This is a genomic window from Thiosulfatimonas sediminis (assembly GCF_011398355.1).
Lineage (GTDB): Bacteria > Pseudomonadota > Gammaproteobacteria > Thiomicrospirales > Thiomicrospiraceae > Thiomicrorhabdus > Thiomicrorhabdus sediminis_A.
Map to the genome: position 1 here is coordinate 156,528 of NZ_AP021889.1, position 22,112 is coordinate 178,639.

19 protein-coding genes are annotated in these 22,112 nt (G+C 46.1%); 13 read left to right on the forward strand and 6 right to left on the reverse strand.

From position 1 onward, the window contains the following. Positions 1–61 precede the first annotated feature (61 nt). Positions 62–2,059 (forward strand): bifunctional tRNA (5-methylaminomethyl-2-thiouridine)(34)-methyltransferase MnmC2/FAD-dependent 5-carboxymethylaminomethyl-2-thiouridine(34) oxidoreductase MnmC1, encoded by a 1,998-nt coding sequence (gene mnmC / locus HRR27_RS00680; protein ID WP_173269333.1) that lies wholly within the window; start codon positions 62–64, stop codon positions 2,057–2,059. 66 nt (positions 2,060–2,125) lie between these two features. Continuing rightward, a complete protein-coding gene (locus tag HRR27_RS00685; RefSeq protein ID WP_173269335.1) occupies positions 2,126–2,359 on the forward strand; it encodes a hypothetical protein in 234 nt (77 codons plus the stop codon). A gap of 4 nt (positions 2,360–2,363) precedes the next feature. On the opposite strand, the gene thiD is transcribed toward HRR27_RS00685, so the two are convergent. Beyond that, complete coding sequence (gene thiD / locus HRR27_RS00690; protein WP_173269337.1) at positions 2,364–3,227, reverse strand: bifunctional hydroxymethylpyrimidine kinase/phosphomethylpyrimidine kinase; 864 nt, start codon at positions 3,225–3,227, stop codon at positions 2,364–2,366. An 83-nt stretch (positions 3,228–3,310) separates the two neighbouring features. Here thiD and HRR27_RS00695 point away from each other — a divergent pair, with 83 nt between their 5' ends. The 5 genes from HRR27_RS00695 (at position 3,311) to gorA (ending at position 8,380) form a co-directional block, all read left to right on the forward strand. Further along, positions 3,311–4,057 carry a competence/damage-inducible protein A gene (locus HRR27_RS00695; RefSeq protein ID WP_173269339.1) on the forward strand — a complete coding sequence of 249 codons (747 nt, stop codon included), beginning with the start codon at positions 3,311–3,313 and terminating at the stop codon, positions 4,055–4,057. After that, a complete protein-coding gene (locus HRR27_RS00700) occupies positions 4,057–5,250 on the forward strand; it encodes a BaiN/RdsA family NAD(P)/FAD-dependent oxidoreductase (protein WP_173269341.1) in 1,194 nt (397 codons plus the stop codon). Before HRR27_RS00695 ends, HRR27_RS00700 begins: the two co-directional genes overlap by 1 nt. 38 nt (positions 5,251–5,288) lie before the next feature. Further along, positions 5,289–5,738 (forward strand): hypothetical protein, encoded by a 450-nt coding sequence (locus tag HRR27_RS00705; protein ID WP_173269344.1) that lies wholly within the window; start codon positions 5,289–5,291, stop codon positions 5,736–5,738. 307 nt (positions 5,739–6,045) lie between these two features. Then, on the forward strand, positions 6,046–6,801 hold the full coding sequence (locus HRR27_RS00710) for a glutathione peroxidase (protein WP_173269347.1): 756 nt from the start codon (positions 6,046–6,048) through the stop codon (positions 6,799–6,801). A 223-nt stretch (positions 6,802–7,024) separates the two neighbouring features. Next, positions 7,025–8,380, forward strand: a complete 1,356-nt coding sequence (gorA, locus tag HRR27_RS00715; protein ID WP_173269351.1) for a glutathione-disulfide reductase — start codon at positions 7,025–7,027, stop codon at positions 8,378–8,380. A gap of 85 nt (positions 8,381–8,465) precedes the next feature. Here the strand turns inward: gorA and HRR27_RS00720 are convergent, their stop codons facing one another. Further along, positions 8,466–8,864 (reverse strand): PilZ domain-containing protein, encoded by a 399-nt coding sequence (locus HRR27_RS00720; protein ID WP_173269354.1) that lies wholly within the window; start codon positions 8,862–8,864, stop codon positions 8,466–8,468. A 416-nt stretch (positions 8,865–9,280) separates the two neighbouring features. Here HRR27_RS00720 and HRR27_RS00725 point away from each other — a divergent pair, with 416 nt between their 5' ends. Together HRR27_RS00725 and HRR27_RS00730 are read left to right on the forward strand one after the other, a co-directional pair. Next, positions 9,281–9,826, forward strand: coding sequence for a gamma carbonic anhydrase family protein (locus tag HRR27_RS00725; protein WP_173269357.1), 546 nt, complete (start codon positions 9,281–9,283; stop codon positions 9,824–9,826). After that, complete coding sequence (locus tag HRR27_RS00730; protein WP_173269360.1) at positions 9,823–11,079, forward strand: MgtC/SapB family protein; 1,257 nt, start codon at positions 9,823–9,825, stop codon at positions 11,077–11,079. The genes HRR27_RS00725 and HRR27_RS00730 overlap by 4 nt, the downstream gene beginning before the upstream one ends. A gap of 195 nt (positions 11,080–11,274) precedes the next feature. Here the strand turns inward: HRR27_RS00730 and HRR27_RS00735 are convergent, their stop codons facing one another. Then, a complete protein-coding gene (locus HRR27_RS00735) occupies positions 11,275–12,921 on the reverse strand; it encodes an FIST signal transduction protein (RefSeq protein ID WP_173269363.1) in 1,647 nt (548 codons plus the stop codon). A 400-nt stretch (positions 12,922–13,321) separates the two neighbouring features. On the opposite strand from HRR27_RS00735, the gene katG reads away from it, so the two are divergent. After that, positions 13,322–15,493 carry a catalase/peroxidase HPI gene (gene katG / locus HRR27_RS00740; RefSeq protein WP_173269366.1) on the forward strand — a complete coding sequence of 724 codons (2,172 nt, stop codon included), beginning with the start codon at positions 13,322–13,324 and terminating at the stop codon, positions 15,491–15,493. Between the two features lie 100 nt (positions 15,494–15,593). Here katG and aroE read toward each other — a convergent pair whose 3' ends face one another. From aroE to hemB, 3 genes are all read right to left on the reverse strand, one after another. Beyond that, the gene (gene aroE / locus HRR27_RS00745; protein WP_173269370.1) at positions 15,594–16,439 is read right to left on the reverse strand and encodes a shikimate dehydrogenase; all 846 of its coding nucleotides are present in this window, start codon (positions 16,437–16,439) and stop codon (positions 15,594–15,596) included. A gap of 278 nt (positions 16,440–16,717) precedes the next feature. Further along, the gene (locus tag HRR27_RS00750; protein ID WP_173269373.1) at positions 16,718–17,302 is read right to left on the reverse strand and encodes a hypothetical protein; all 585 of its coding nucleotides are present in this window, start codon (positions 17,300–17,302) and stop codon (positions 16,718–16,720) included. A 330-nt stretch (positions 17,303–17,632) separates the two neighbouring features. Continuing rightward, a complete protein-coding gene (hemB, locus tag HRR27_RS00755) occupies positions 17,633–18,637 on the reverse strand; it encodes a porphobilinogen synthase (protein WP_173269376.1) in 1,005 nt (334 codons plus the stop codon). Positions 18,638–18,760: 123 nt separating this feature from the next. Here hemB and HRR27_RS00760 point away from each other — a divergent pair, with 123 nt between their 5' ends. The 3 genes from HRR27_RS00760 to HRR27_RS00770 all read left to right on the forward strand — a co-directional run bounded on the left by HRR27_RS00760 (position 18,761) and on the right by HRR27_RS00770 (position 21,875). Beyond that, positions 18,761–19,210 (forward strand): hypothetical protein, encoded by a 450-nt coding sequence (locus tag HRR27_RS00760; RefSeq protein ID WP_173269378.1) that lies wholly within the window; start codon positions 18,761–18,763, stop codon positions 19,208–19,210. A 246-nt stretch (positions 19,211–19,456) separates the two neighbouring features. Further along, positions 19,457–20,818, forward strand: coding sequence for a sulfite dehydrogenase (soxC, locus tag HRR27_RS00765; protein WP_173269381.1), 1,362 nt, complete (start codon positions 19,457–19,459; stop codon positions 20,816–20,818). Beyond that, the gene (locus HRR27_RS00770) at positions 20,805–21,875 is read left to right on the forward strand and encodes a c-type cytochrome (protein WP_173274201.1); all 1,071 of its coding nucleotides are present in this window, start codon (positions 20,805–20,807) and stop codon (positions 21,873–21,875) included. Before soxC ends, HRR27_RS00770 begins: the two co-directional genes overlap by 14 nt. Positions 21,876–22,112: the final 237 nt, after the last annotated feature.

Here is a 22,112-nt window from a genome sequence, read left to right on the forward strand (position 1 = left end):
CCTCCCGTGATGCGGTTTCAGCCATTATAATAGCGAGAATTTTTTTAAGAAAATATTGAGCATGAAAAAAATGGCTTTAGAGCCGGCGCAAATTCACTGGCAAGCGCAAGTGCCTTTCGCGACCGAATTTGGCGACAGTTATTTCTCGCAGCAAGATGGCCTGAGCGAAACACGGTATAACTTTTTGCAGCACAATCAGCTGGGGCAGCGCTTTGCTGAACTGAAATCGAATGACAAGCTTGTATTTCGTATTGCGGAGAGTGGCTTTGGTTCGGGGCTGAATTTTTTGGCCACACTGCAGCTATGGCAGCAGAATTGGGCAGGGCAAGCACCGAGTGCTGAATTGCACTTTATCTCTTTTGAAAAGTTTCCGTTGCGCTTTTCAGACTTACAGAAAGTACATCACGTTTTTCCTGACGTCGCAGAACAGGCTGCTTTTTTGCAGGCGCATTATCCACCGCTTTTACCAGGCTGGCATGATCTGTATTTACCGCAAGCGAATGTGCGCTTAAGTGTGTGGTTTGGCGATATTCAGGACGGCTTTAAAGAGTGTGACCCGAGTGCCAAAGTCGATGCATGGTTTTTAGATGGCTTTGCGCCGTCTAAAAATCCTGAGATGTGGCAACCGGCACTGTTCCAGAATATAGCGCGTTTGAGCCATGCACAAACCACCTTTGCCACCTTTACCTCGGCAGGAATCGTGCGCCGTGGTTTGCAAGATGTCGGTTTTGCGGTGCACAAAGGTAAAGGGTTTGGTCGCAAGCGTGAAATGTGTTTTGGGCAGATGGCGCAGTTACGTCAATACAGTGATAAGGCCCCTTGGTTTAGCCGCCCATCGTCAGTGCCTAGAGTGCAAACGGCGCTGGTGGTTGGCGCGGGTATGGCCGGCGCGGCAGTGGCGCATACCTTGGCGCAGCAAGGTATTAAGGTAACGGTCTTAGACCAAGCGGATGACATTGCTAGTCAAGCATCAGGCAATTTGGCTGGTACTCTGCACCCGTTGATAACCGTTGATTGGAACCTGCGTTCTCGTTGGTATTGGGCGGGTTATCAAGCGACCTTGCGTCGCTTGCAGCCGTGGTTGGCGACCGGCCAAGTCAAAGGCGACTTGTCGGGCTTGATTCAACTTGCGCAAGCGGATGGTAAATTACAGCATCATTGGCAACAAACATTGCAGCGTTTGGCGGTTCCTGTGTCGGTTGCGCAGTGGTTAGCGTCAAGCGAAGTGCAAGAAAAATTAGCCATGCCGGAGTGTCCAGCTGGACTGTTTTATCCGCAAAGCGGTTGGATTTATCCGCGTAGTTTGGTTGAAACTTGTCTTGCGCATGCCAATATCGAGGTGCTTTGTCAGCAGCGTGTTGCGTCTTGGCGGTACCTTGACGAAGCGTGGCAGGTTGATACCCAGCGTGGGCGTTTTCGAGCAGACGCGTTAATTTTTGCCAGCGCCAGTTTGGATAATGACATCAACCAAACGCTGCAAACACCGATGCGTCCGGTAAAAGGACAGGTAACCCATTTGTCTGCTGAACAAGTGCAAACGCCTTTGCCGCTGGCGGTAACCCATGCGGGTTATGCCTCGCCAACCGCAACCGGCGGTTATGTTGCGGGGGCGACTTTTGAAGCACCGGATATGGGCACTGAGCTCTCGCACGCAGGGCATGAACATAATCTGCATCAGGCGCAGCAGAACTTAGCGCACTGGCTAAAAGCAGATGCGATTACCGAGCAGCCGCTGCAAGCAGGGCGTATCGCTTTTCGGCCGACAACGCCTGATCATCTGCCGGTGGTCGGTGCTGTGCCGGATTGGGGTTTTGTTCAGCATAGTTATCTACAGCAATCACATACCAAGGCGATTTTTCACTATCCTGCACAGCACTATCAGCCGCACCTGTATGTTTCAAATGGACATGGAGCACGCGGTTTGCTTTCGGTGTTTTTGGCGGCGGATATCATTGCGGCACAATTGTTTAATCACGCTTTGCCGTTGGCACAATCACTGTATCACGCCAGTCACCCAGCGCGATTTGCGATTCGTTCTTGGCGCGCCGGAAAAGGGTGACTAATTGATTTTTCAGTTCTGGTATCATAAACGGCAATTAAAGAACGGATTTAGAGGCGCGGCAGTATGATGAGACTTTTTGGCTTATTCAGTTTAATCATTTGGTTGGTTATTTTTATCGGCTTGGCGATTATGTTTGATTGGTTTAATAGTCGTGAAGTGGCGCGTTATACGTTGGCCGGTGCTGTTGAGTTAGTCGACTATTTGGAGCAGACAGGTGATGGCGCGCAAGAAGTCATGGGGTCGATGTCTGACGGCGCGAAAGACGTTAAGCAGGGCGTTGAAAAAGCGGTTGAATAATTGATTAAGTTAGCGGCGTTAGAAAGTGATGTAAGCCACCATTTCGGTGGCTTTTTGTTTTAAGCGGCAAATAATGCGGTTGCCCTGCGGAACTGTGTAGTAAAGCCTGTTGCAAATAGTCTTTTGCTTGGCTGACGGCTTCGTGCAGCGTCTCCCCTTGAGCCAGTTTACAGGCAATCGCCGAGGACAGAGTACAGCCGGTGCCGTGATTGTGTTGGCTGGTAATTCGAGGTTGAGCAAAACTGTGTATTTGTGGATGTTTGTGGAAGTCGCTAAAGAGATAATCGACCGCCATATCTTCTGTGCTATGACCCCCTTTAAGCAAAATATTAGCACAGTGTAAGTGCGCTAGGGCGTCACGGATGGTGCTGAATTGCTGTTTGGTCAATAGGTGGTTTAGGTCAACGTGCACACCGCAATGTTCGAGTAACAGTTGAGCTTCCGGTAGATTGGGGGTGAGTAAGGTCACCTTCGGTATCAGGTGGTGCAGGAGGTGTTGGATAGCGTCTTGTGCCAGTAAAATTTTGCCGCTGGAGCTGACCAATACCGGATCGAGTACACAGGCGGTTTTGAGTGGCAGCTTCGTGAGAATGTCAGCGCTTTGCAAGACCTTGTCGGCGTCGGCTAGCATACCGATTTTTAGCGCATCAATGTGGTAGTCAGCTAAGAGAGCGTTTACTTGGGCGGCAAAAATGAGTGGTTCAACCGCAAATACAGCTTGTACGCCTTGTGCGTTTTGCGCGGTTAACGCAGTGGCCACGCCAAGCGCGTAACCGCCGAGGGCATGGATGGTCTTACTGTCTGCTTGTATGCCTGCGCCGCCGCTCGGATCTGAGCCGGCCAAAGTCAAAACGGTTGCCAATGCCATTACGCTAATTATTCCCTGTGATAGATGTCTTATAATGGCTGTTTATTATGACACAGCCGCCTTTTTCATAATGGAGACATTGTATGCCTGAGATTGGGCTAATTATTATTGGTGATGAAGTCTTATCGGCAAAACGTCAAGATCGCCATTTGGCGAATGCGAATGCGTTATTGCAGCCGCGTGGTTTGGCACTGAGCTGGGTGCAGATTTTGGGTGACGAGGCGCAGCGCTTGGAGGCAACTTTACGGCGTAGTTTTGCCAGCGGCGATATCGTTTTCTGCTTTGGCGGCATTGGCGCGACACCGGATGATCGAACGCGGCAATGTGCGGCGGCGGCGTTGGATGTTCCGCTGCAGCGTCACCCACAAGCGGTTGCCGAGATTGAAGCGCAGTTTGGCGAGGCGGCTTATCCACAAAGGGTCAAAATGGCGGAATACCCAAAAGGCGCAGAGATTATCCCGAATGGCTTTAATCGGGTGCCGGGTTTTTCGATTCAGCAACATCATTTTATGCCGGGTTTCCCAATGATGGCGCAGCCGATGATGGAGTGGGTGTTAGACACCTATTATGCGCCGCTGTTCAGAGAGCAGCAGTTGGAGCACGCGGTGTTGATTGTGGATGGGCAAGAGTCCGAATGGATAGTGTTTATGGAACAATTTGAAAAAAAATTTCCGGATTTACGTTTGTTTAGTCTGCCGAAAATTGACGACCAAGGGCGACGTTTCATCGAACTTGGCGTGCAAGGTTTTGCCGCACGAGCGCAGTTGGGTATGCTAGAAATTCAGGAAGAAATTTTGCGCCGAAATATGCAGTGGGAGCCGTTGTACTGATGAATCTAACACAAAAATGGGACGTGATCATTATCGGGGCGGGAGCCGCTGGTTTGATGTGTGCTGCAACGGTCGGTTATCAAGGATTGGCGGTTTTGGTGATTGACCACGCACCGAAAGCGGCGGCTAAAATCCGGATTTCTGGGGGAGGGAAGTGCAATTTCACCAATCTGGATGTCACGGCGAAAAATTTTATTTGTCAAAATCCGCATTTTGTTAAAAGTGCCTTGTCGCGTTATCCCAGCAGTGCATTTATCGAAATGGTCGAGCGGCACGGTTTGCACTATGAGCAGCGCGAATTAGGCAAGCTGTTTTGTAAGCAAGGGGCTTCGGATCTGATTCAAATTTTGCGTGCGGAGTGTACTTGGGCGCAAGTGACGTTTTCATTGAAGACCGAGGTGAATAAAGTGCAAGCGGTGGCTGGAGGTTTTCAAGTTGATACTTCAGTCGGCGCTTTAAGCTGCAGTAAATTAGTCATTGCTACCGGTGCACTCTCTTTCCCGAAACTGAAAGCGTCCGGTTTTGGGTATGCCATTGCTGAACAGTTTGGGTTAAAGGTTTTACCAACTCGTCCCGGTTTGGTGCCTTTAAATTTTGAAGGTAAGTGGCATGAACGGATTGCTGAGTTATCCGGTTTGTCACTGGATGTGGCGGTGAGTGTTGGAGGTAAATGTTTTCACGAGGCGATGTTATTTACCCATCAAGGATTGAGTGGGCCGAGCATTTTACAGGCCTCGAATTACTGGCGCGAGGGCGAGCCAATCCAGATTAATTTATTACCGAATTCGAATGTACTGGACGATTTAAAACAGTTACGTAAGCAAGCGAGCAGTTTAAACCGATGGCTTGGGCAGTTTTGGCCGAAACGTTTTATGCAGTTTTGGTTGACGCTCTACCCCGCCCCGGAAGATATTGCAAATGCCAGCGATGAAACGCTTGAAGCCTATGCGCGCCAGTTAACTGAATGGTCGCTCTATCCAAGTGAAACCGCCGGCTATGATAAGGCCGAAGTGACCCTTGGTGGCGTGGATACGGATGAGGTTTCTTCCAAAACGTTGGAAGCCAAAAAACAGCATGGATTGTATTTTATTGGCGAAGTGCTCGATGTCACCGGTCAATTAGGTGGTTACAACTTTCAATGGGCTTGGGCCAGTGGCGTGGCCTGCGGCACGGCGATTGCGTCCAGCGGTTAATGAATTTACATCCCCAATTTTTAAAAAGAGATTGCAGAATGAATTTAATGAATTTTGATGAAAAGAATCGCGATTCTTTTTCCAACATTGTTAAAACCTTGGTGAATCGCCATCAGACTGACCCAAAAGAGATGTTTATGCACGTTTTAGAAAGTGAAGCGGAGCCGGAAATGAACTATTGGATGACGAGGGTCTTGGTGCAGGAATATTTTGTTTCTGCGCATTTGGTTGTGGCGAAAGATGCTGCTGGCGAGCCAGTCAAAGCCTTGCAGGCGGCTTGTTTATTGCAAAATGTTGGCATGGTTGCGGCGTTATTGGAGCTGGGCAGTTTTAAAGGCGCGGTGACTGAGCAAGAGTACCAGTTGGCGGCACGTATCGCATCAAAGCATGAAGACCAAGCGGTATTAGGATTATTAATGAAGTATGCTCAGGAAAAATCCTTGTTGGAACCGTTTATGCGTAAATTACAAGGCGAGACTTTGCAGTAATTTCCGTATTTTTGCTTTTATGGCTCATGATTGGCGTTTCAAACCTTATTGGCGTTTGATGAGAAAGGGGAGAAGATGCTCTTGTTTTAAAGCCTTCGAGACAGACAGGGTAGAGCGATTGGATAGTCTTTTAAAAGAGAGATTATTAATTTTTATGGTTAGTTAAAAACTATTAATTTCTTAAAGATATTCAATTTTACTAATATTAAACTTATTTATAGAATGTGCGTTAACAAAGCGAAGCAGGTGATCCCTTTATTTCGTTTTATTCGTCATCAAAATTATCGCTTAACTGGAGAACCCTAGAATGGCTTTACCAAACAGAGAAGGACAACGCGTCCCTAACGTCACTTTCCCAACGCGTCAAAATAATGAGTGGGTTAATGTTACTACCGATGAAATTTTTAACGGTAAAACCGTGGTGGTTTTTTCGCTGCCGGGCGCTTTCACGCCAACCTGTTCATCAACTCACTTACCGCGTTTTAATGAATTGGCGCCGGTTTTCCGTAAGAATGGTGTTGATGAAATCGTCTGTGTTTCAGTAAACGATACATTTGTTATGAATGAATGGGCCGCTGATCAAGAGTGTGACCATGTACGTGTGATTCCGGACGGTAATGGAGAATTTACCGATGGCATGGGGATGTTGGTCAATAAAGAAGACTTGGGTTTCGGTATGCGTTCTTGGCGCTATTCAATGTTGGTTAAAGACGGCTTGATTGTCAAAATGTTTATCGAGCCGGAAGTTCCAGGAGACCCGTTTGAAGTTTCGGATGCGGACACCATGTTGAAGTTTATCAATCCAATGGCAACGGCGCCTCGTGTTGCAACGGTTTTCTCCAAGCCAACCTGTCCATTTTGTTTGCGTGCGAAGTCAATGTTGGAAGACGCTGGTATCCCTTATGAGGAAATTACCGTTGGTAATTCTGGTATTACCTCACGTACATTACGTGCGGTAGCGAATGCTGGCACTGTGCCACAAGTTTTTATTGATGGCGATTTGATTGGTGGGTCAGAAGCGTTGCAAGCTTATCTTCAAAGTGAGAACAGCAACGCAGCTTAATGCCATACGTTAAGACGACACGGAACAATTCGGCAGGGTAAGTTTAGATTAACGCCTTGCGAGACTTCGATGAAGTGAATTTGGATTTATTCTCTGTCTTCTTAAATCAGTTTACAAAAAGGCGCGGCGACCGGATGCCGGATACCGCGCCTTTTTTTGTTATGAAAATTACTTTTTGGCGCGATATGTGACAAAAACAAGTGTTAAAAAAGGATTTACAGTGATGGCTTATGATTACGATTTAATTGCGATTGGTGCCGGCAGCGGTGGTTTATCGGTGGTTGAGCGTGCTGCTGAGTACGGTAAAAAATGTGCGGTGGTTGAGGCAAAAAAACTGGGCGGAACTTGCGTTAATATTGGTTGCGTTCCTAAAAAAGTGATGTGGTTTGGCGCGCATATTGCCGAAGCATTACGTGATGCACCGGATTTTGGGTTTCACGTGAAACACGATGGTTTTGATTGGGGTAAATTGGTTCGCCAACGCGAGCAGTATATTCGCAATATTACTACCTGGTATGACGGTTACATGGCCGAGAAAGGGGTTGATGTGCTCCAAGGCTGGGGCTCGTTTATTGATGCGCATACGGTTGAGGTAGACGGCAAAACCTACACGGCAGAGACGATTGTCATTGCACCGGGCGGTAAACCTTTGATTCCAAACGAGACGGAAAATGCGGATTTAGGGATTACTTCTGATGGTTTCTTTGCCTTAACCGAACAGCCGAAAAAAGTGGCGGTAATCGGCAGTGGTTATATTGCGGTTGAGTTAGCCGGTGTATTGCAGGCATTGGGTACGCAAACAACGTTGGTGAGTCGCAAAGATTTGGTATTGCGCGGTTTTGACGACATGATCCGTGAAACACTAACCGATGCGATGATTACCAGCGGTATTCATAAAGAGTATCACTTTAAAGTGAAAAAGCTGGAAAAAATGGATGATGGCACCATCACCATTCACAGTGAAGATGACCAGCACATTGGCGGTTACGACCAAGTGATTTGGGCGGTTGGCCGTGAGACGCTCATCGAACCTTTGAAATTGGAAAATGCCGGTTTGAGTGCCAACGGACGAGGCTTTATCGAAGTAGATGAGCGTCACAAAACGTCAGTGGATAATATCTATGCCATCGGTGACGTGACCGGACAGCCACAGTTAACCCCTGTAGCGATTCGTGCTGGGCGCTATTTGGCTGAGCGTTTGTATAATAACAAACCGAATTTATTGCTTGATTTGCACGCTGTGCCAACCGTCATTTTTTCGCATCCGCCAGTTGGCACCGTTGGTTTGGCGGAGCACGATGCGCGCCGTCAGTATGGGCATGACAATGTTAAAATTTACAGCTCGGTATTTACGCCGATGCGTTATGCCTTTACTGAACACCAAATCAAAACTGCGTTGAAGTTGGTTGTGGTTGGTGAAGAGGAGCGCGTTGTTGGGATTCATATCGTCGGTGATGGAGCGGATGAAATGCTGCAAGGGTTTGCTGTTGCAGTGCAAATGAATGCCACGAAAGCGGATTTAGACGCAACGATTGCAATCCATCCATCCAGCTCGGAAGAATTGGTGACCATGCGTTAATTGGACTGCCGATTGAGAAAACAAACAAAAGCCGTTTACCTTTAAGGAAACGGCTTTTTTTATTTAGCGGACACTATTTTTGCGTTTAAGCGAGGATATAGCCTAAACGCTCACTGAGCGAAGCGGACGGTTTTGGTTGCGCATAATGTTGTAGTGTAGACATGATGTCGCCAAAGTAGTTTTTTAACTGTGTGCCGATAGAAAAATTTTCTTCGTCTTCCATCCGGCAGTGTTTTACTTCTAATTTAAGATGAATTGGGCGAGCGCTCGGATTATTTTGTGGTTTGATAATCAACTCAATTTCATCATCCATATTCAACGGAATTGATGTCCGCAGACGAATACCGCCTTCAGAATAATCCATAATTGTGGTGTAACTCATCGATTTTTTATCAATTAATACCGAGGGAATACGCACGTCTTGGCGAGGCGATTGGCGTCGGTTAATCATTTCTTGTTCGGTTAGTGTATTTGGCGAGTTCATGGTCGGCCTCCTAAATAAGGAGAAAAAAATTAAATGGATGATTATTATGTAAATGATACGGCTTTTTGCGAGTTGAATAAGAGTCTAAATAATTTAATTTTATGGAGTATTGATAAATTCTTGTGTTTACCGATCTGTGTTTTTCGTGTCTTCTTGGTTTGTGTGAAATCAGGTGGCCTACTGGTAAGTAATTTACAATTTGCTTCATTAAATGCAGGATTTAAAAATACATTACAATCTTAGAGAGTATGCAGAATAAGCTCCGCAATGCTTTATAAGCATAGAAGATTTGCGTCGAGTAAAATCGGTTTGCCGTCCTGTCGAGACCTGACAAAACCGGCAATTCCGTGCGGCAGTTCACTGCTGCTCTGTGTTTCTTTAGGTTGTTTTATCGAAAAGTAAAAGGGGTGGTGGATATGTCGATTCGTAATTATAAAGGGGTTTGTCCGCAATTAGCTGAGTCGGCTTGGGTGGACGAATCCGCGGTTGTGATTGGCAAATGTGTTTTGGCGGAAGATGTCAGTATATGGCCGAATGCCACTTTGCGTGGTGATGTGAATGACATCAAAATTGGCGCGCGTTCCAATATTCAGGATGGTGCGGTGGTCCATACCACACATGAAAGCGAGATTTCAAAAGGCTCGAAATGCATTGTTGGTGCGGATGTTACTGTTGGTCATAACGCAGTATTGCATGGCTGCATCATTGAAGATGAGTGTCTGATCGGTATGGGCGCGGTGGTTTTAGATAATGCGGTCGTGCAGAAACATGTTTTGGTCGCAGCGAATGCATTGGTTCCGCCGGGAAAAATCTTAGAAAGCGGCTATTTGTATGTTGGGTCACCCGTCAAGCAAGCACGCCCACTTAGCGAAAAAGAGATGGCGTTTTTTAAATATTCCGCGGCGCATTACGTTAAGTTGAAAAATGACTTTGCCGCCGAAATGCAAGACGTAGAAAAATGAATTTTGCTGAGAGTCTATGGGGTGATTTTATTGTCACCTTGATGTTTGGGTTTTTAACTGGTTTGGAGTTAAAGGCTTATCTGCAAAAATACCATCAAAGCACCGATGAGGTCTTTTTTGGGACTGTGCGAACCTTTGCTTTTACCGCAATCGCTGGGTTCAGCTTTTTCTTACTCGACTTTTGGTTATTTCTGGTGGGCTTTATCGGCTTGAGCGCACTCTATATGCTGTTTTACAGCAAGGCGTTAACGCGCGACCATGGCAGTGTCTTGTTGTATTGGGTTTGGGCACTGGTGTATGTGTATGGCGCTTTGGCACAAACACAGCCATTTTGGGTTTTGGCGGCGATTTTCGTTACCATTGTCATTGTTTTAAATGCCAAACAAACCATCAACAGTTTGGCGGAGAAAATCTCCGGTGACGAGCTGACTACGCTGGCGAAATTGATATTGCTCAGTGGCATTATTCTGCCGTTATTGCCCAACGAAATCTTGCATCCTTGGCTGCCGGTCTCGCCATTCAAGATCTGGCTGGCCGTGGTGGTGGTCTCTTCGGTTTCTTATCTAGGTTATGTTGCGCAGAAGTATCTGTTCAAGAATCAGGGCATCTTAGTCACCGGTATCTTTGGTGGCCTCTATTCTTCTACGGCAACAACGGTGGTGTTAAGCCGAAAATCGAAAGATGTGCCGCGTATGAGTTACAAAATGACCGCGGCGATTATGCTGGCCACGGCGATGATGTATTTGCGTTTATGGGCAATTGCTGCGGTCTTTCAATGGAAAGTTGCACAGGCGTTGGCGCCGTATTTAGGTATTTTTGCGCTACTGAGTTTATTGATTGTGTTTGCCTTTATTCAAATTGAACGTCGTAATGTGCAGTCGCAACCGGTCATGTCACAGGCAGGCAATCCTTTAGAGTTAAAAGTGGCGTTTATTTTTGCTGGCCTGTTTGTGTTGATGGCAGTGATTACCCAATTTGTTACCCAATTTTACGGTGGTGATGGTTTACGTTATCTGTCCTTAATTGTAGGGTTTACCGATATAGACCCATTTGTCTTGTCACTATTGAATGGCAGTTATTCGGCTGACACACAATTGATTGCCAGTGGTATTTTGATTGCTGCGGGTTCTAATAATTTATTAAAAGCCCTATACGCTTGGATTTTAGGTGAGCCGATTGCGGGCAAATATTCCGCGATTGGTCTAGGTTCCTTAGGGATTTTAACCATTGCGACAGGGTGGTTGATGATTTAGGTGTCCTAGCTGTTGTAGCTGTTGGTAGAAAGACGATACAGAGCAAGTCCAAATGGTTTCAGGCACAGAAAAATTTAACTGAGCAATGCGGCTCTTTGTTGTTCTGTCTAAGACCAGCCAAAAATAGGGAGTCTCATGCTGAAGTCAATGAGAGCTTGTTCTATGTCGCCCTCTCGCGGAAGCAATGCATGGCGTTTAGAGCATAACAATCAAATAGTTTGGTCCGAATAAGTCGCTGGTTTGCAGTTGATAAAAACGCGCTAATTGCGGAATACTGTTGCCAAGAGCATTTTGCAAGGTCAGGGGGATTTTGAGCTGTTGATTGACTAAATTGGGCAGCTCATCGAGCCAATCCTCAATCGGATTGAACGTACAATCAATTTCTAAAATTTTGTTAAAAGATTCGCCAACAAATGCGTTGAGTTGAGGTGGGAGGTTTGTCAGTAGAGGCTCGCTCAGTTGCACAATTTTTCCATGGTTGTCGATAATCAGTGATGTGCTGTTCTGTAATAGTGCGGTGGCGAAAACATCTCCATTATGTGCTTCGTTGTAAAGATCGTGGTAGCTTGTGGTGGCCAGATTAATTAAAGCGTGATAGGCACGTTTTTTATGGTCGCTGCTAATCTGTGCGCTGCGATTAATGAACGATTCATAGCGTTTTTTAGGAGCTTCTGATAAAGCCAATAGCGTGGTGGTGATGTTCAATAAGGTGGCGTCGCAGCGCTTGCCTAGAGTTGTGCGGTAAATCTCCCCATAGGTGAAGAAACCACTTAAGGGAGCGACGCCATCCAGAGGCACCAGTTCGTTTTGTAACTCTTCGCCAAAAAAAGATTTACGCACCGAACAGGAAAACACAAAGACCCCTTCAGCGCCAAAGTTTTGCAACTCGCGCTGCATTTTTTGACTGCCTTCCAGCAGACTAAATTTATCGGCTACGCCAAAACGGACGCGACTGCCTTGTGGTAGATTTCCGGCAAACACAATCGAACCGTTTTCATTTACCTGAATCATGGAGCGCGCAATTGGCACGCCTTTATCTTGAATAATCAGCGGAAATTCAATTGCACTTTCCGGCATATGATTAACGATTTCGTTCCCTAAGTAGTGGCGATAAAATTCGATAATAGGTCGGTTGTTGATTTCGTAGACGGTCGCGCCTGTTGATTTGGTGACGAGCATCTCCGGTCCAAGACATCGCCAGCTAAGGTTAAACGTATTGCAGGCGCGTAATGTATTGCTGTTAAAGCTGACGGCAACAGCCGCATTACTTCTAAGATTTTGGTTAAAGAATACCCAAGTTTCTTGAAACTTCAAATTGTCAGCAGCCATGCCGCCAGAAATAATTGGCTTTTCTTGGGCGATTTCAGCGGCACGTTGATTAAAATCTTGTGCAACGTCTTCGCCGTTAATGGTAAGGCCATCCATTAACAAAATGCAGGCTTTACTGTTTTTTTGTATCACTTTCTCCGCAAGGGTTTTACCTAAATGTCCTTTTAGAAAGGACTCATCTTGCCGATTTTCTAAAAGCGTTGCCTGCAATTTGGTGTTTTGAAAACCACAGACATTGAGCACCATTTGCTCTTCAAGCATTACGCCGCCATAAATTTCACCCGCAGTCGTTGCGCCAATCAGGATTAATTCTTGTGCACAATGTTGTTGGCAAATTGGGTTGAGGGTTTGATAAATCTTGTCGAGCGTGCGTTTGATGCGCTTTGGGTCTATTACACCGCTGTAAAGTTGAATCAGTACGCTTTGGTAGCGTTCTTGTTCAATGTTCTGTGCAATTTCATTAAGAACAGGTAAGGCTTCGTCTGGCTGAAATATGTGGTTAATACAGTACACGGTTTTTGACTCCTCGCCTTTTTGGGTCAAGCATAGACAGGCGGCGTTCCCTTAAGCCATGCGTTGGATTTGGTTTTCTTGACGCAGAAGTTGCGTTATAGGGTGGTATCAAATCACTTGGTTTCGCTAAATTGCGACACAGTCGAACAGTAAATTTATGCTTTTTGCCAAAAAATCGCAACAGGGTGGTGTTTTGCGTATTAAGGTGGTATTAATTTTATAATGATAGCTTTTTTATGGTGATTTAAAAGTATTTAATAGCTTTTTTTAATAAAAAAAACCTATGGTATCGTTAGGAATAATTGTCTGGAGCTTTGCGTGAAAATTTATACACTAGGAAGGCATTGCGTTATCAGCGCTTTAACAAAAACAAAAAATTAAATGATTTGAGGAGTTAACGATGTCCCAAGGTAAATGTCCAGTAATGCACGGCGCCAATACAGAAACCAGTTCATCAGTCATGAGCTGGTGGCCAAATGCTTTGAACTTAGACATTCTTCACCAGCACGATTCAAAAACCAACCCGATGGGTGCGGATTTTAATTATGCAGAAGAGTTCAAAAAACTTGACCTAGAAGCAGTTAAGCAAGACTTAAAAGATTTGATGAAAGACTCGCAAGAGTGGTGGCCGGCAGATTGGGGGCATTACGGTGGCTTGATGATTCGTATGGCTTGGCACTCGGCCGGTTCATATCGTGTTGCGGATGGACGCGGCGGCGCCGGTACCGGTAATCAACGCTTCGCTCCACTAAACTCTTGGCCGGACAACGTTAACTTGGATAAGGCGCGTCGCCTACTTTGGCCGATTAAAAAGAAATACGGTAACAAACTTTCTTGGGCGGATTTGATGATTCTAGCCGGTAACATGGCATATGAAGACATGGGTTTAAAAACGTTCGGTTTTGCTGGTGGTCGTGAGGATATCTGGCATCCTGAGAAAGATATTTATTGGGGGTCTGAGAAAAACTGGCTGCAGCCTTCCGGTGGTGCCGGAAGCCGTTATTCCGGTGAGCGTGATTTGGAAAACCCACTTGCCGCGGTAATGATGGGGCTGATCTATGTTAACCCTGAAGGGGTCGACGGAAATCCTGATCCGCTAAAAACTGCGCAGGACGTTCGTGTGACTTTCGAGCGTATGGCGATGAACGATGAAGAGACGGTTGCCTTGACTGCCGGTGGTCACACCGTTGGTAAATGTCACGGTAACGGCAATGCGGCAAACCTCGGTGCAGACCCTGAAAGTGCGGATATCGAAGAGCAAGGGTTGGGCTGGAATAACCATAAGACCCGCGGTATCGGCCGTGACACGGTTTCTTCTGGTATCGAAGGGGCTTGGACAACCAATCCGACACAGTGGGATAACGGTTACTTCTATTTGCTATTCAACTATGACTGGGAACTGAAAAAATCTCCGGCAGGTGCGTGGCAGTGGGAGCCAATTAATATTAAAGAAGAAGACAAGCCAGTTGATGTTGAAGATCCGTCGATTCGTTATAACCCGATTATGACCGATGCCGATATGGCGATGGTGAAAGATCCGATTTACCGTGAAATTTCGAAGAAATTCTATGAAAATCCAGATTACTTCTCAGAAGTGTTTGCGCGCGCTTGGTTCAAACTAACGCACCGTGATTTAGGACCGAAAGCACGTTATCTAGGCGCGGACGTGCCGCAAGAAGATCTAATCTGGCAAGATGTGGTTCCTGCAGTAGATTACACTTTAGATGATGCCGAAGTGGCTGATATTAAAGCGAAAATCTTGGCTTCAGGTGTCAGCTCAGCAGACTTGATTGCGACCGCTTGGGATAGCGCTCGTACTTTCCGTGGGTCGGATATGCGTGGTGGTGCTAACGGTGCTCGCATCCGTCTTGCTCCGCAGAAAGATTGGGAAGGCAATGAGCCTGCGCGTCTACAATCGGTATTGAGCGCACTAGAAAGTGTTCAAGCAGGTCTATCGAAGCCGGTCAGCATGGCAGACCTGATTGTTCTTGGCGGTTCAGCTGCGGTTGAGAAAGCTGCGCAAGATGCCGGTGTAAATGTCACGGTTCCATTCGCAGCCGGTCGTGGTGATGCGACCCAAGAGATGACCGACGTGGATTCATTCTCATATCTTGAGCCGGTTCACGACGGTTTCCGTAACTGGTTGAAAGACGATTATGTAGTTCAGCCGGAAGAAATGTTGCTAGACCGCGCGCAATTGCTCGGTCTGACTGCGCCGGAAATGACCGCGTTGATTGGTGGTATGCGTGTGCTAGGTACTAACCACGGTGGTTCTAAGCATGGTGTCTTTACTGATCGTGAAGGCGTGCTAAGCAATGACTTCTTCGTCAACTTAACGTCGATGGATTACACTTGGAAGCCAACCGGTAAGAACTCTTACGATATTAACGATCGTAAAACGGGGGCGACTAAATTTACCGCAACGCGTGTTGACTTGGTATTTGGTTCAAACTCGATCCTACGTTCTTACGCGGAAGTCTACGCACAAGACGACAACCAAGAGAAGTTTGTGAATGACTTCGTTAATGCTTGGGTGAAAGTGATGAATAACGATCGTTTTGATTTGAAATAATCGCTTTCAATAATGCGGCTTACTTTATGTAAGCTCTAAATCAAAAACGGCAGTTCTGAATGTTCAGGACTGCCGTTTTTTATTGCTGAAAAAAATGAAATTAACTTTCTTGACTCATCAGCTTACGCACTTCAGCAATGACCGGAGCGGTTTTGGGTTTCACGCCGCGCCATAAATAGAACGCTTCGGCTGCTTGTCCAACAAGCATTCCTAATCCATCCATTACCGTGCAATTCGGTTGATGTTGCTTAGCCCAATTCATAAAAATAGTCGGTTCAGCGCCATACATCATGTCGTATACCAAACTGTTAGCTTTGATTACGGCTTCAGAAACTGGCGGTAACTTGTTATCTAAACTGGCAGAAGTACCGTTAATAATAATGTCATAGCCTTCTGTCACTGGAATATCGTCCCAACCACTACCCGTTACCGGAATATCAGTTTCAAAGCGTTGTCCTAAAACTTCTGCGCGTTTAGCTGTTCTGTTGGCAATATGCACAGAGGCCGGCTGTTTTTCTAGAAGCGGCTCCATAATACCTTGCACAGCACCACCGGCACCGAGAATCAAAATGCGTTGATCCTTAAATGAACGTCGGCCATTGATTTCAATATCATTCACTAAACCGATGCCGTCGGTATTGTCGCCGGTGGTTGAACCGTCCTCATTGAATACAAAAGTGTTAATGGCATGCGCGCTCTCTGCGCGACTGGATTTGCTGTCTGCATACTCAAACGCATCTAGCTTAAAAGGCACTGTGATATTAATGCCCTTGTAACCACGCTGTTTTAAATCTGCCATGCTCCAGCGAAAAGTGGTCTCTTCATTATCAATCAAAATCGCTTCATAACACATATCTTGTCCCGTCTGTTCAGCAAACAAACGATGAATTAAAGGAGATTTGGAATGGCCTATCGGATAGCCAACCACTGCATATTTATCTGTCATGATGCTCTCGTTTTAGATGAATTTTTAAACAAGTCATTCTAAAGGGCGCATACAAATAACGCGAGCCTTGTCATCAATCAGTCAAAGAGATTTACGCAAACAGAGAACAAGCTTGATTCGTTAAGCGATGAGCATTTGGCCTTTTGAAAAGGAGCGGAAAGTGAACTTCGTTTTTCATTGACTGAATTTGCGGAATAGATATGCGAAGTATTTTGGGTTCCTGGAGGAATTTGCTTCTGAGCTCACCTGTGTTTTCTTAGCGTAAACTTGAAGAAAAACTAAAAACGGTAGTTCATTCCAAAGTTGAAAATTGGTAATACATCGTATTTACCGGCTTTTTTGTCAAAGCTGTCGATTTGTTCGCTGCGTTCTTCATTGACGACGTCGATTTGATTAATGTCGGTGCCGTCGACTTCGCCATCGGTAACGAGAATCAGTGTTGGGTCGCCAAAGAATAGGGCGCCAATTTCAAACCGGATTAAAAAATGGCGGTCAACATCGAAGAGCCAGCCGGTGGAGAGTCGGGGGCCGTGTTCCCGCCAGCGAATTTTGGCGTCAAGGGTGATGTCATCAGTTGCGGTGGCGGTAGCGGAAATCAATGGAATGCCGAGTACATTTAGTGAGCCTAGACTTTGCCGCGAGCCTTGAGGGATTTCCGAGTCGCCTTTGATTTTGAAGCGGTTGAGCACATAGCCGGTGGATAGGAAGAAGCCGTTGTCGAAAGGGTGGAAATCGGCAGTAAGCGAGGTCATGCTGCCGTCAGTGTAGTAGTGATAATCGTAGCTGAGATACCGTTCGTATTTTTCATACTCCAGCCCTTGTGCGTGTTGCAGTCGAAGATTGACGTTGCGATGCAACCGCATACTGCCTTCAAAGATCAGTCCTTCTACACCACCAAATCCGACACCGATGCTAAAAGGGTTTTTGCTGGGATCGGTTATGTCGCTTGTGGCGTGACTGTTGGGTAGCCAGGTCACAAGCAGGCATAGGGTAAAAAAGAGAAGAGGCTTCATTTTATAATCAGATGCTTAAATAGGTAAATTTTATTTACAGTGATAAAAAACTTATTATCGTGGATTTATCTTGTGACGCAACGGTTATTTGTATGAAGATTTGATCTGTTTGATGATGGGTATCGCGCGCCTGTGTGTTTCTAAGATTGTCAGCAGGCGCGCAAAAGTGAGGTTACTTATTTATTGAGCGGTTTTTAGCCACGTTGCTGCTAGCTTGGCGTAATAGGTTAAAATTCCGTCCGCCCCTGCGCGTTTGCAGCTTAACAGCGTTTCCAATACGACCGCCTTTTCGTCAATCCAGCCTTTTTCTGCTGCCGCTTTGAGCATCGCATACTCGCCGCTGACGTGATACACATATGTCGGTGCTTTGAATTCATTTTTTATGTCGCGCACGATATCCAAATACGGAATGCCAGGTTTGACCATGACCATATCCGCGCCTTCATTTAAATCCAGAGCGACTTCGTGAAGGGCTTCGTTGCGATTGCCTGGATCCATTTGGTAGGTGTGTTTGTTGCCTTTGCCTAAATTACCCGCCGAGCCAACGGCATCACGGAATGGGCCATAGAAGCTGGATGCGTATTTTGCCGAGTAGGCCATGATGCGTGTGTTGATATGTCCGTGGTCTTCCAGCAATTCACGGATTTCGACAATGCGCCCGTCCATCATATCGGAGGGCCCAATCACATCCGCACCGGCTTCGGCGTGTGAAAGGGCTTGTTGCATCAGTACGTCAATAGTGTCGTCATTCAGTACATAGCCGTTTTCATCGATAATACCGTCTTGACCATGCGTAGTGAATGGATCCAGTGCCACATCGGTCATAATGCCTAATTCTGGTACGGCGGCTTTGACTGCACGGATGGCTCTTTGTGCTAAGCCATCAGGATTGTAGGCTTCTTCTGCTTCCAGCGATTTGGCTTCTGGCGGAGTAACCGGGAAAATGGCAATCATGGGAATGCCGAGTTGGTAAATTTCTTTGGCTTCCGCCACTAATAAATCAATTGATAAGCGTTCCACGCCTGGCATCGAAAGCACTGGCTCGCGCAGGTTGTGGCCTTCAATCACGAACATTGGCAGGATTAAGTCGTCGGCGCTGAGTGTGGTTTCGCGCATTAAACGGCGTGAAAAATCATCTTTGCGCATACGGCGCATACGGGTAATTGGGAATTGGCGGTTGAGCATCAGAACCTCATAGGATAAAGGGGTTTAGGTGCTAAGCATAATACTCGCGGGCTTGCTAAATTTCAAAAGCCAATGTGCGTCAATATACATATAATTGCCAGGTGGATATAAGGAGACGCTTTTATGGAACAGGCTCAATTTACTTTTTTTAGTGAGTCACTGGCGCAGCGCTACTGGCAATTTTGTAATGATTTAGGGTTGTTGGTGGCGTTGACGGTAGAAGATTCGCCGTCTGGCGGCGATGCGGTTTTTAATGTTAATTTGCAAGAAGAAGCAACTGAAGAACAGACTGCGCAGTTGGAGGCTTACTACGATGAACTGTTTTTTGGTGAGCAGGCGGCGGAAATTGACGGCAATGACCCCGATGGCGCTTTGGCTGACGCTTGTGGTGTGCAGGTCAAATTGCAATCTGGTGAATATACGACTATCGCCATCCACCCACAAATTATGAATAAGATTCTTTCGGTATTGAGTATTGATGAGTTACAGCAATTTTTAGCGCAAGTGGCTGAAGATATCGAAAATCCAAAATCGGGGCCAATCTGTTCGCGAGATAATCTACCTACTATATGATGTGTTTTTTTCTAATAAAATTAAGCAGATAGATTAAGGGGGTCAACGTCATAAAAAATTTATATAAGAGAGTCCTAATTTTTCGTCACCTAAGACTTGCAGTCATTGTGGATAAATTTTAATATAATCGCCCAGCAATAACTGTAATTGCCGAAATGGTCGCTCGTTTAGGCTAAAAATAATTATTTAACTCTTGAATTTGGGGTTGTGCTGTTCGCAAGCAGTTACACCTTCAAGGAGCAATAAATGACAGATAAAATCGTAGAAAAGGTTGCAGTTCAGACTGAAGAATCTCGCAACCAAGGTCGTCGCGCCTTTCTTAAAGGCACGGCGGCTGTAGCTGGTGGTGTGATGTTCACTAATGCAGCTAGCGCAGCAGAGGGTGCTGTATATGACCCTAAGAAAGCGGTTGCACCTTACGCCGGTAAAGAAGAACTGACTGAAGTACTACAAGACGGCGCTGCGCGTAAGTCTTTAGGTTTCGGTGTTCGTAAGTATCCTTATGGTATGCCTTCTCCTTTTGAAAAAGAAGTGCAACGTCGTACCCTTGAGTGGCTAACGCCTGACTCAATGGCGTCAATTACCATGACACCGATTCAAAGCCTACACGGTATCATCACTCCAAACGGTCTTCACTTCGAGCGTTTCCACGGTGGTGTTCCAACAATCAACCCTGAAGAGCACCGTTTGGTCATTCACGGTTTGGTTGAGCGTCCTTTGATTTTCACGATGGACGACCTAAAACGCTTCCCTTCAATTTCTCGTATCCACTTCGTGGAATGTCCTGCAAACGGCGCGATGGAATGGAAAGGGGTTCAGTTGAACTCAGTTCAGTGGACTCACGGTATGATGTCTTGTGTTGAATACACAGGTGTACGTCTATCTGACCTATTGAAAGAAGCGGGTATCAAGCCAGAAGGTAAATGGATTATTCCTGAAGGTGCGGATGCTGCGGGTCTAACTCGTTCTATCCCATTAGATATCGCGATGGATGACTGTTTTGTTGCTTACGCGCAAAATGGTGAAGCTCTACGTCGTGAACAAGGTTACCCAATCCGTCTAGTTGTTCCTGGTTGTGAAGCGAACATGTGGATTAAATATCTACGTCGTATTCAAGTACACGATGTACCTGCACAGCACCGTGAAGAGACGTCTAAGTACACCGAGCTTATGCCTGATGGTACTGCACAGCGTTTCTCATGGTACATGGAGCCAAACTCAGTAATTACTTACCCTTCTCCAGACTTTAAAATGGAAGGCCCAGGTAAATACTATATTCGTGGTCTAGCATGGTCTGGTCGCGGTAAAGTTTCTCACGTTGATATCTCTTTCGACGGTGGTAAAAACTGGAAAGAAGCACACTTCACTTCTCCTGTTTTAGACAAAGCTTGGACGCGTTTCGAGATTGAATGGGAATGGGATGGTTCTGAAGCATTCCTAATGAGCCGTGTTACTGATGAAACCGGTTACGTACAGCCTCCAATGCCGCAAATGCGTCAGTTGGAAGGTACGAACAACGTTTATCACCGTACAGCTATGGTTACATGGCGCGTACACGCATGGGAAAACGGTAAGAGCGGAGGCATGATTGAAAATGTTCAGTACTAAGAAAACTTTAGTTGCAGCATCTGTTGCGACTCTTTTTGCCGGTTCTGCCATGGCTATGTCTGGTGGTTCAGACGCACCTGCGGCTTCTGGTGCAAAAATCGATGGTAAATACGCTGCAAACTATGCACAAATCATTCGTGATGCAGACGGTAAATACCTAGACTCAGCAGTCATCGAAGCGATTCTTGGTAAAGATGCCGCTCACGGACGTGAAGGTCTTGCTGGTAAGCTTGATCCAGCGAACCCTTACTCTTTTGAAGTGGATGACAGCATTGATGGCGGTAACCACGGTAACGCACAGTGTAAGATTCCTGCGGCTTTCGTAGAAGTACATGATGCTGTTGCGGCGAACTACACCAACGATGCAAACTTCGTTGCGCGTGGTTTCGGTACGCCTATCGCAGAAACAGCGCTAGCGAAATGGAACATCGTTGTTGACGGTGACGGTAAAGGTCTTCCAGATCCTTCTGTCGGTATGACCGTTGATGAAGGTGCAAAAGTTTACGTTCAGTTCTGTGGTATGTGTCACGGTGAGTTTGGTGAAGGTGCGAAAGGTTACCTAGCTCTAGCGGTAGAAGAGTCTCTAATCACTTCTTCATTCGACGATCCAGCACCGATGAAAACAGTTGGTAACTACTGGCCGTATGCAGTAACTTTCTTCGACTACATTCGTCGTACTATGCCTTTCTGGACACCAAACGCTCCGTTTATCGGGGATGCTGGTTACCTAGGCATTACAGGTTACATCATGCAATCTAACTACATTCCGATTGATGCGGAAGGTACTGAGTTAGATGGCGATACCTTCTATAATTCTGAACTGATGATGAAAAGCAATAAGTTCATGAAAAACCAAGGTAACTTCTTCTGTGACCACCGTCCAGTCATTCACAACGCTCGTTGTATGGAAAACTGTGCGGATGAGCAAGTAGGTGATGGTAAAGGTAATATCAACAACTACAAACAAGCTCGTTTGCTACCAGACGGTACGCCTCAGTATAACGTTCCACAACGTATGCATGAAGATCCGCCAGGTGTAGGTCACTCAGGCATGTAATTTTTGACAACTTAAGAGGTCGCTATTTTTTGTGATCTCTTTGTTGGGAAACAATTACCTAGTTAATTTAGGCTCATGTTTCCCGCCTTGATTTCAAAAATTTCGCTCTTAAGAGAGTCAAAAAGACGACTAGAAAAGCCCGATACTGTTTTCAGTGTCGGGCTTTTTGCTTTTTAGAATGCGAGTCAAAATAGCTTAGTCACAGCAAATTCCATTCTTTTGTCATATTTCCCCATA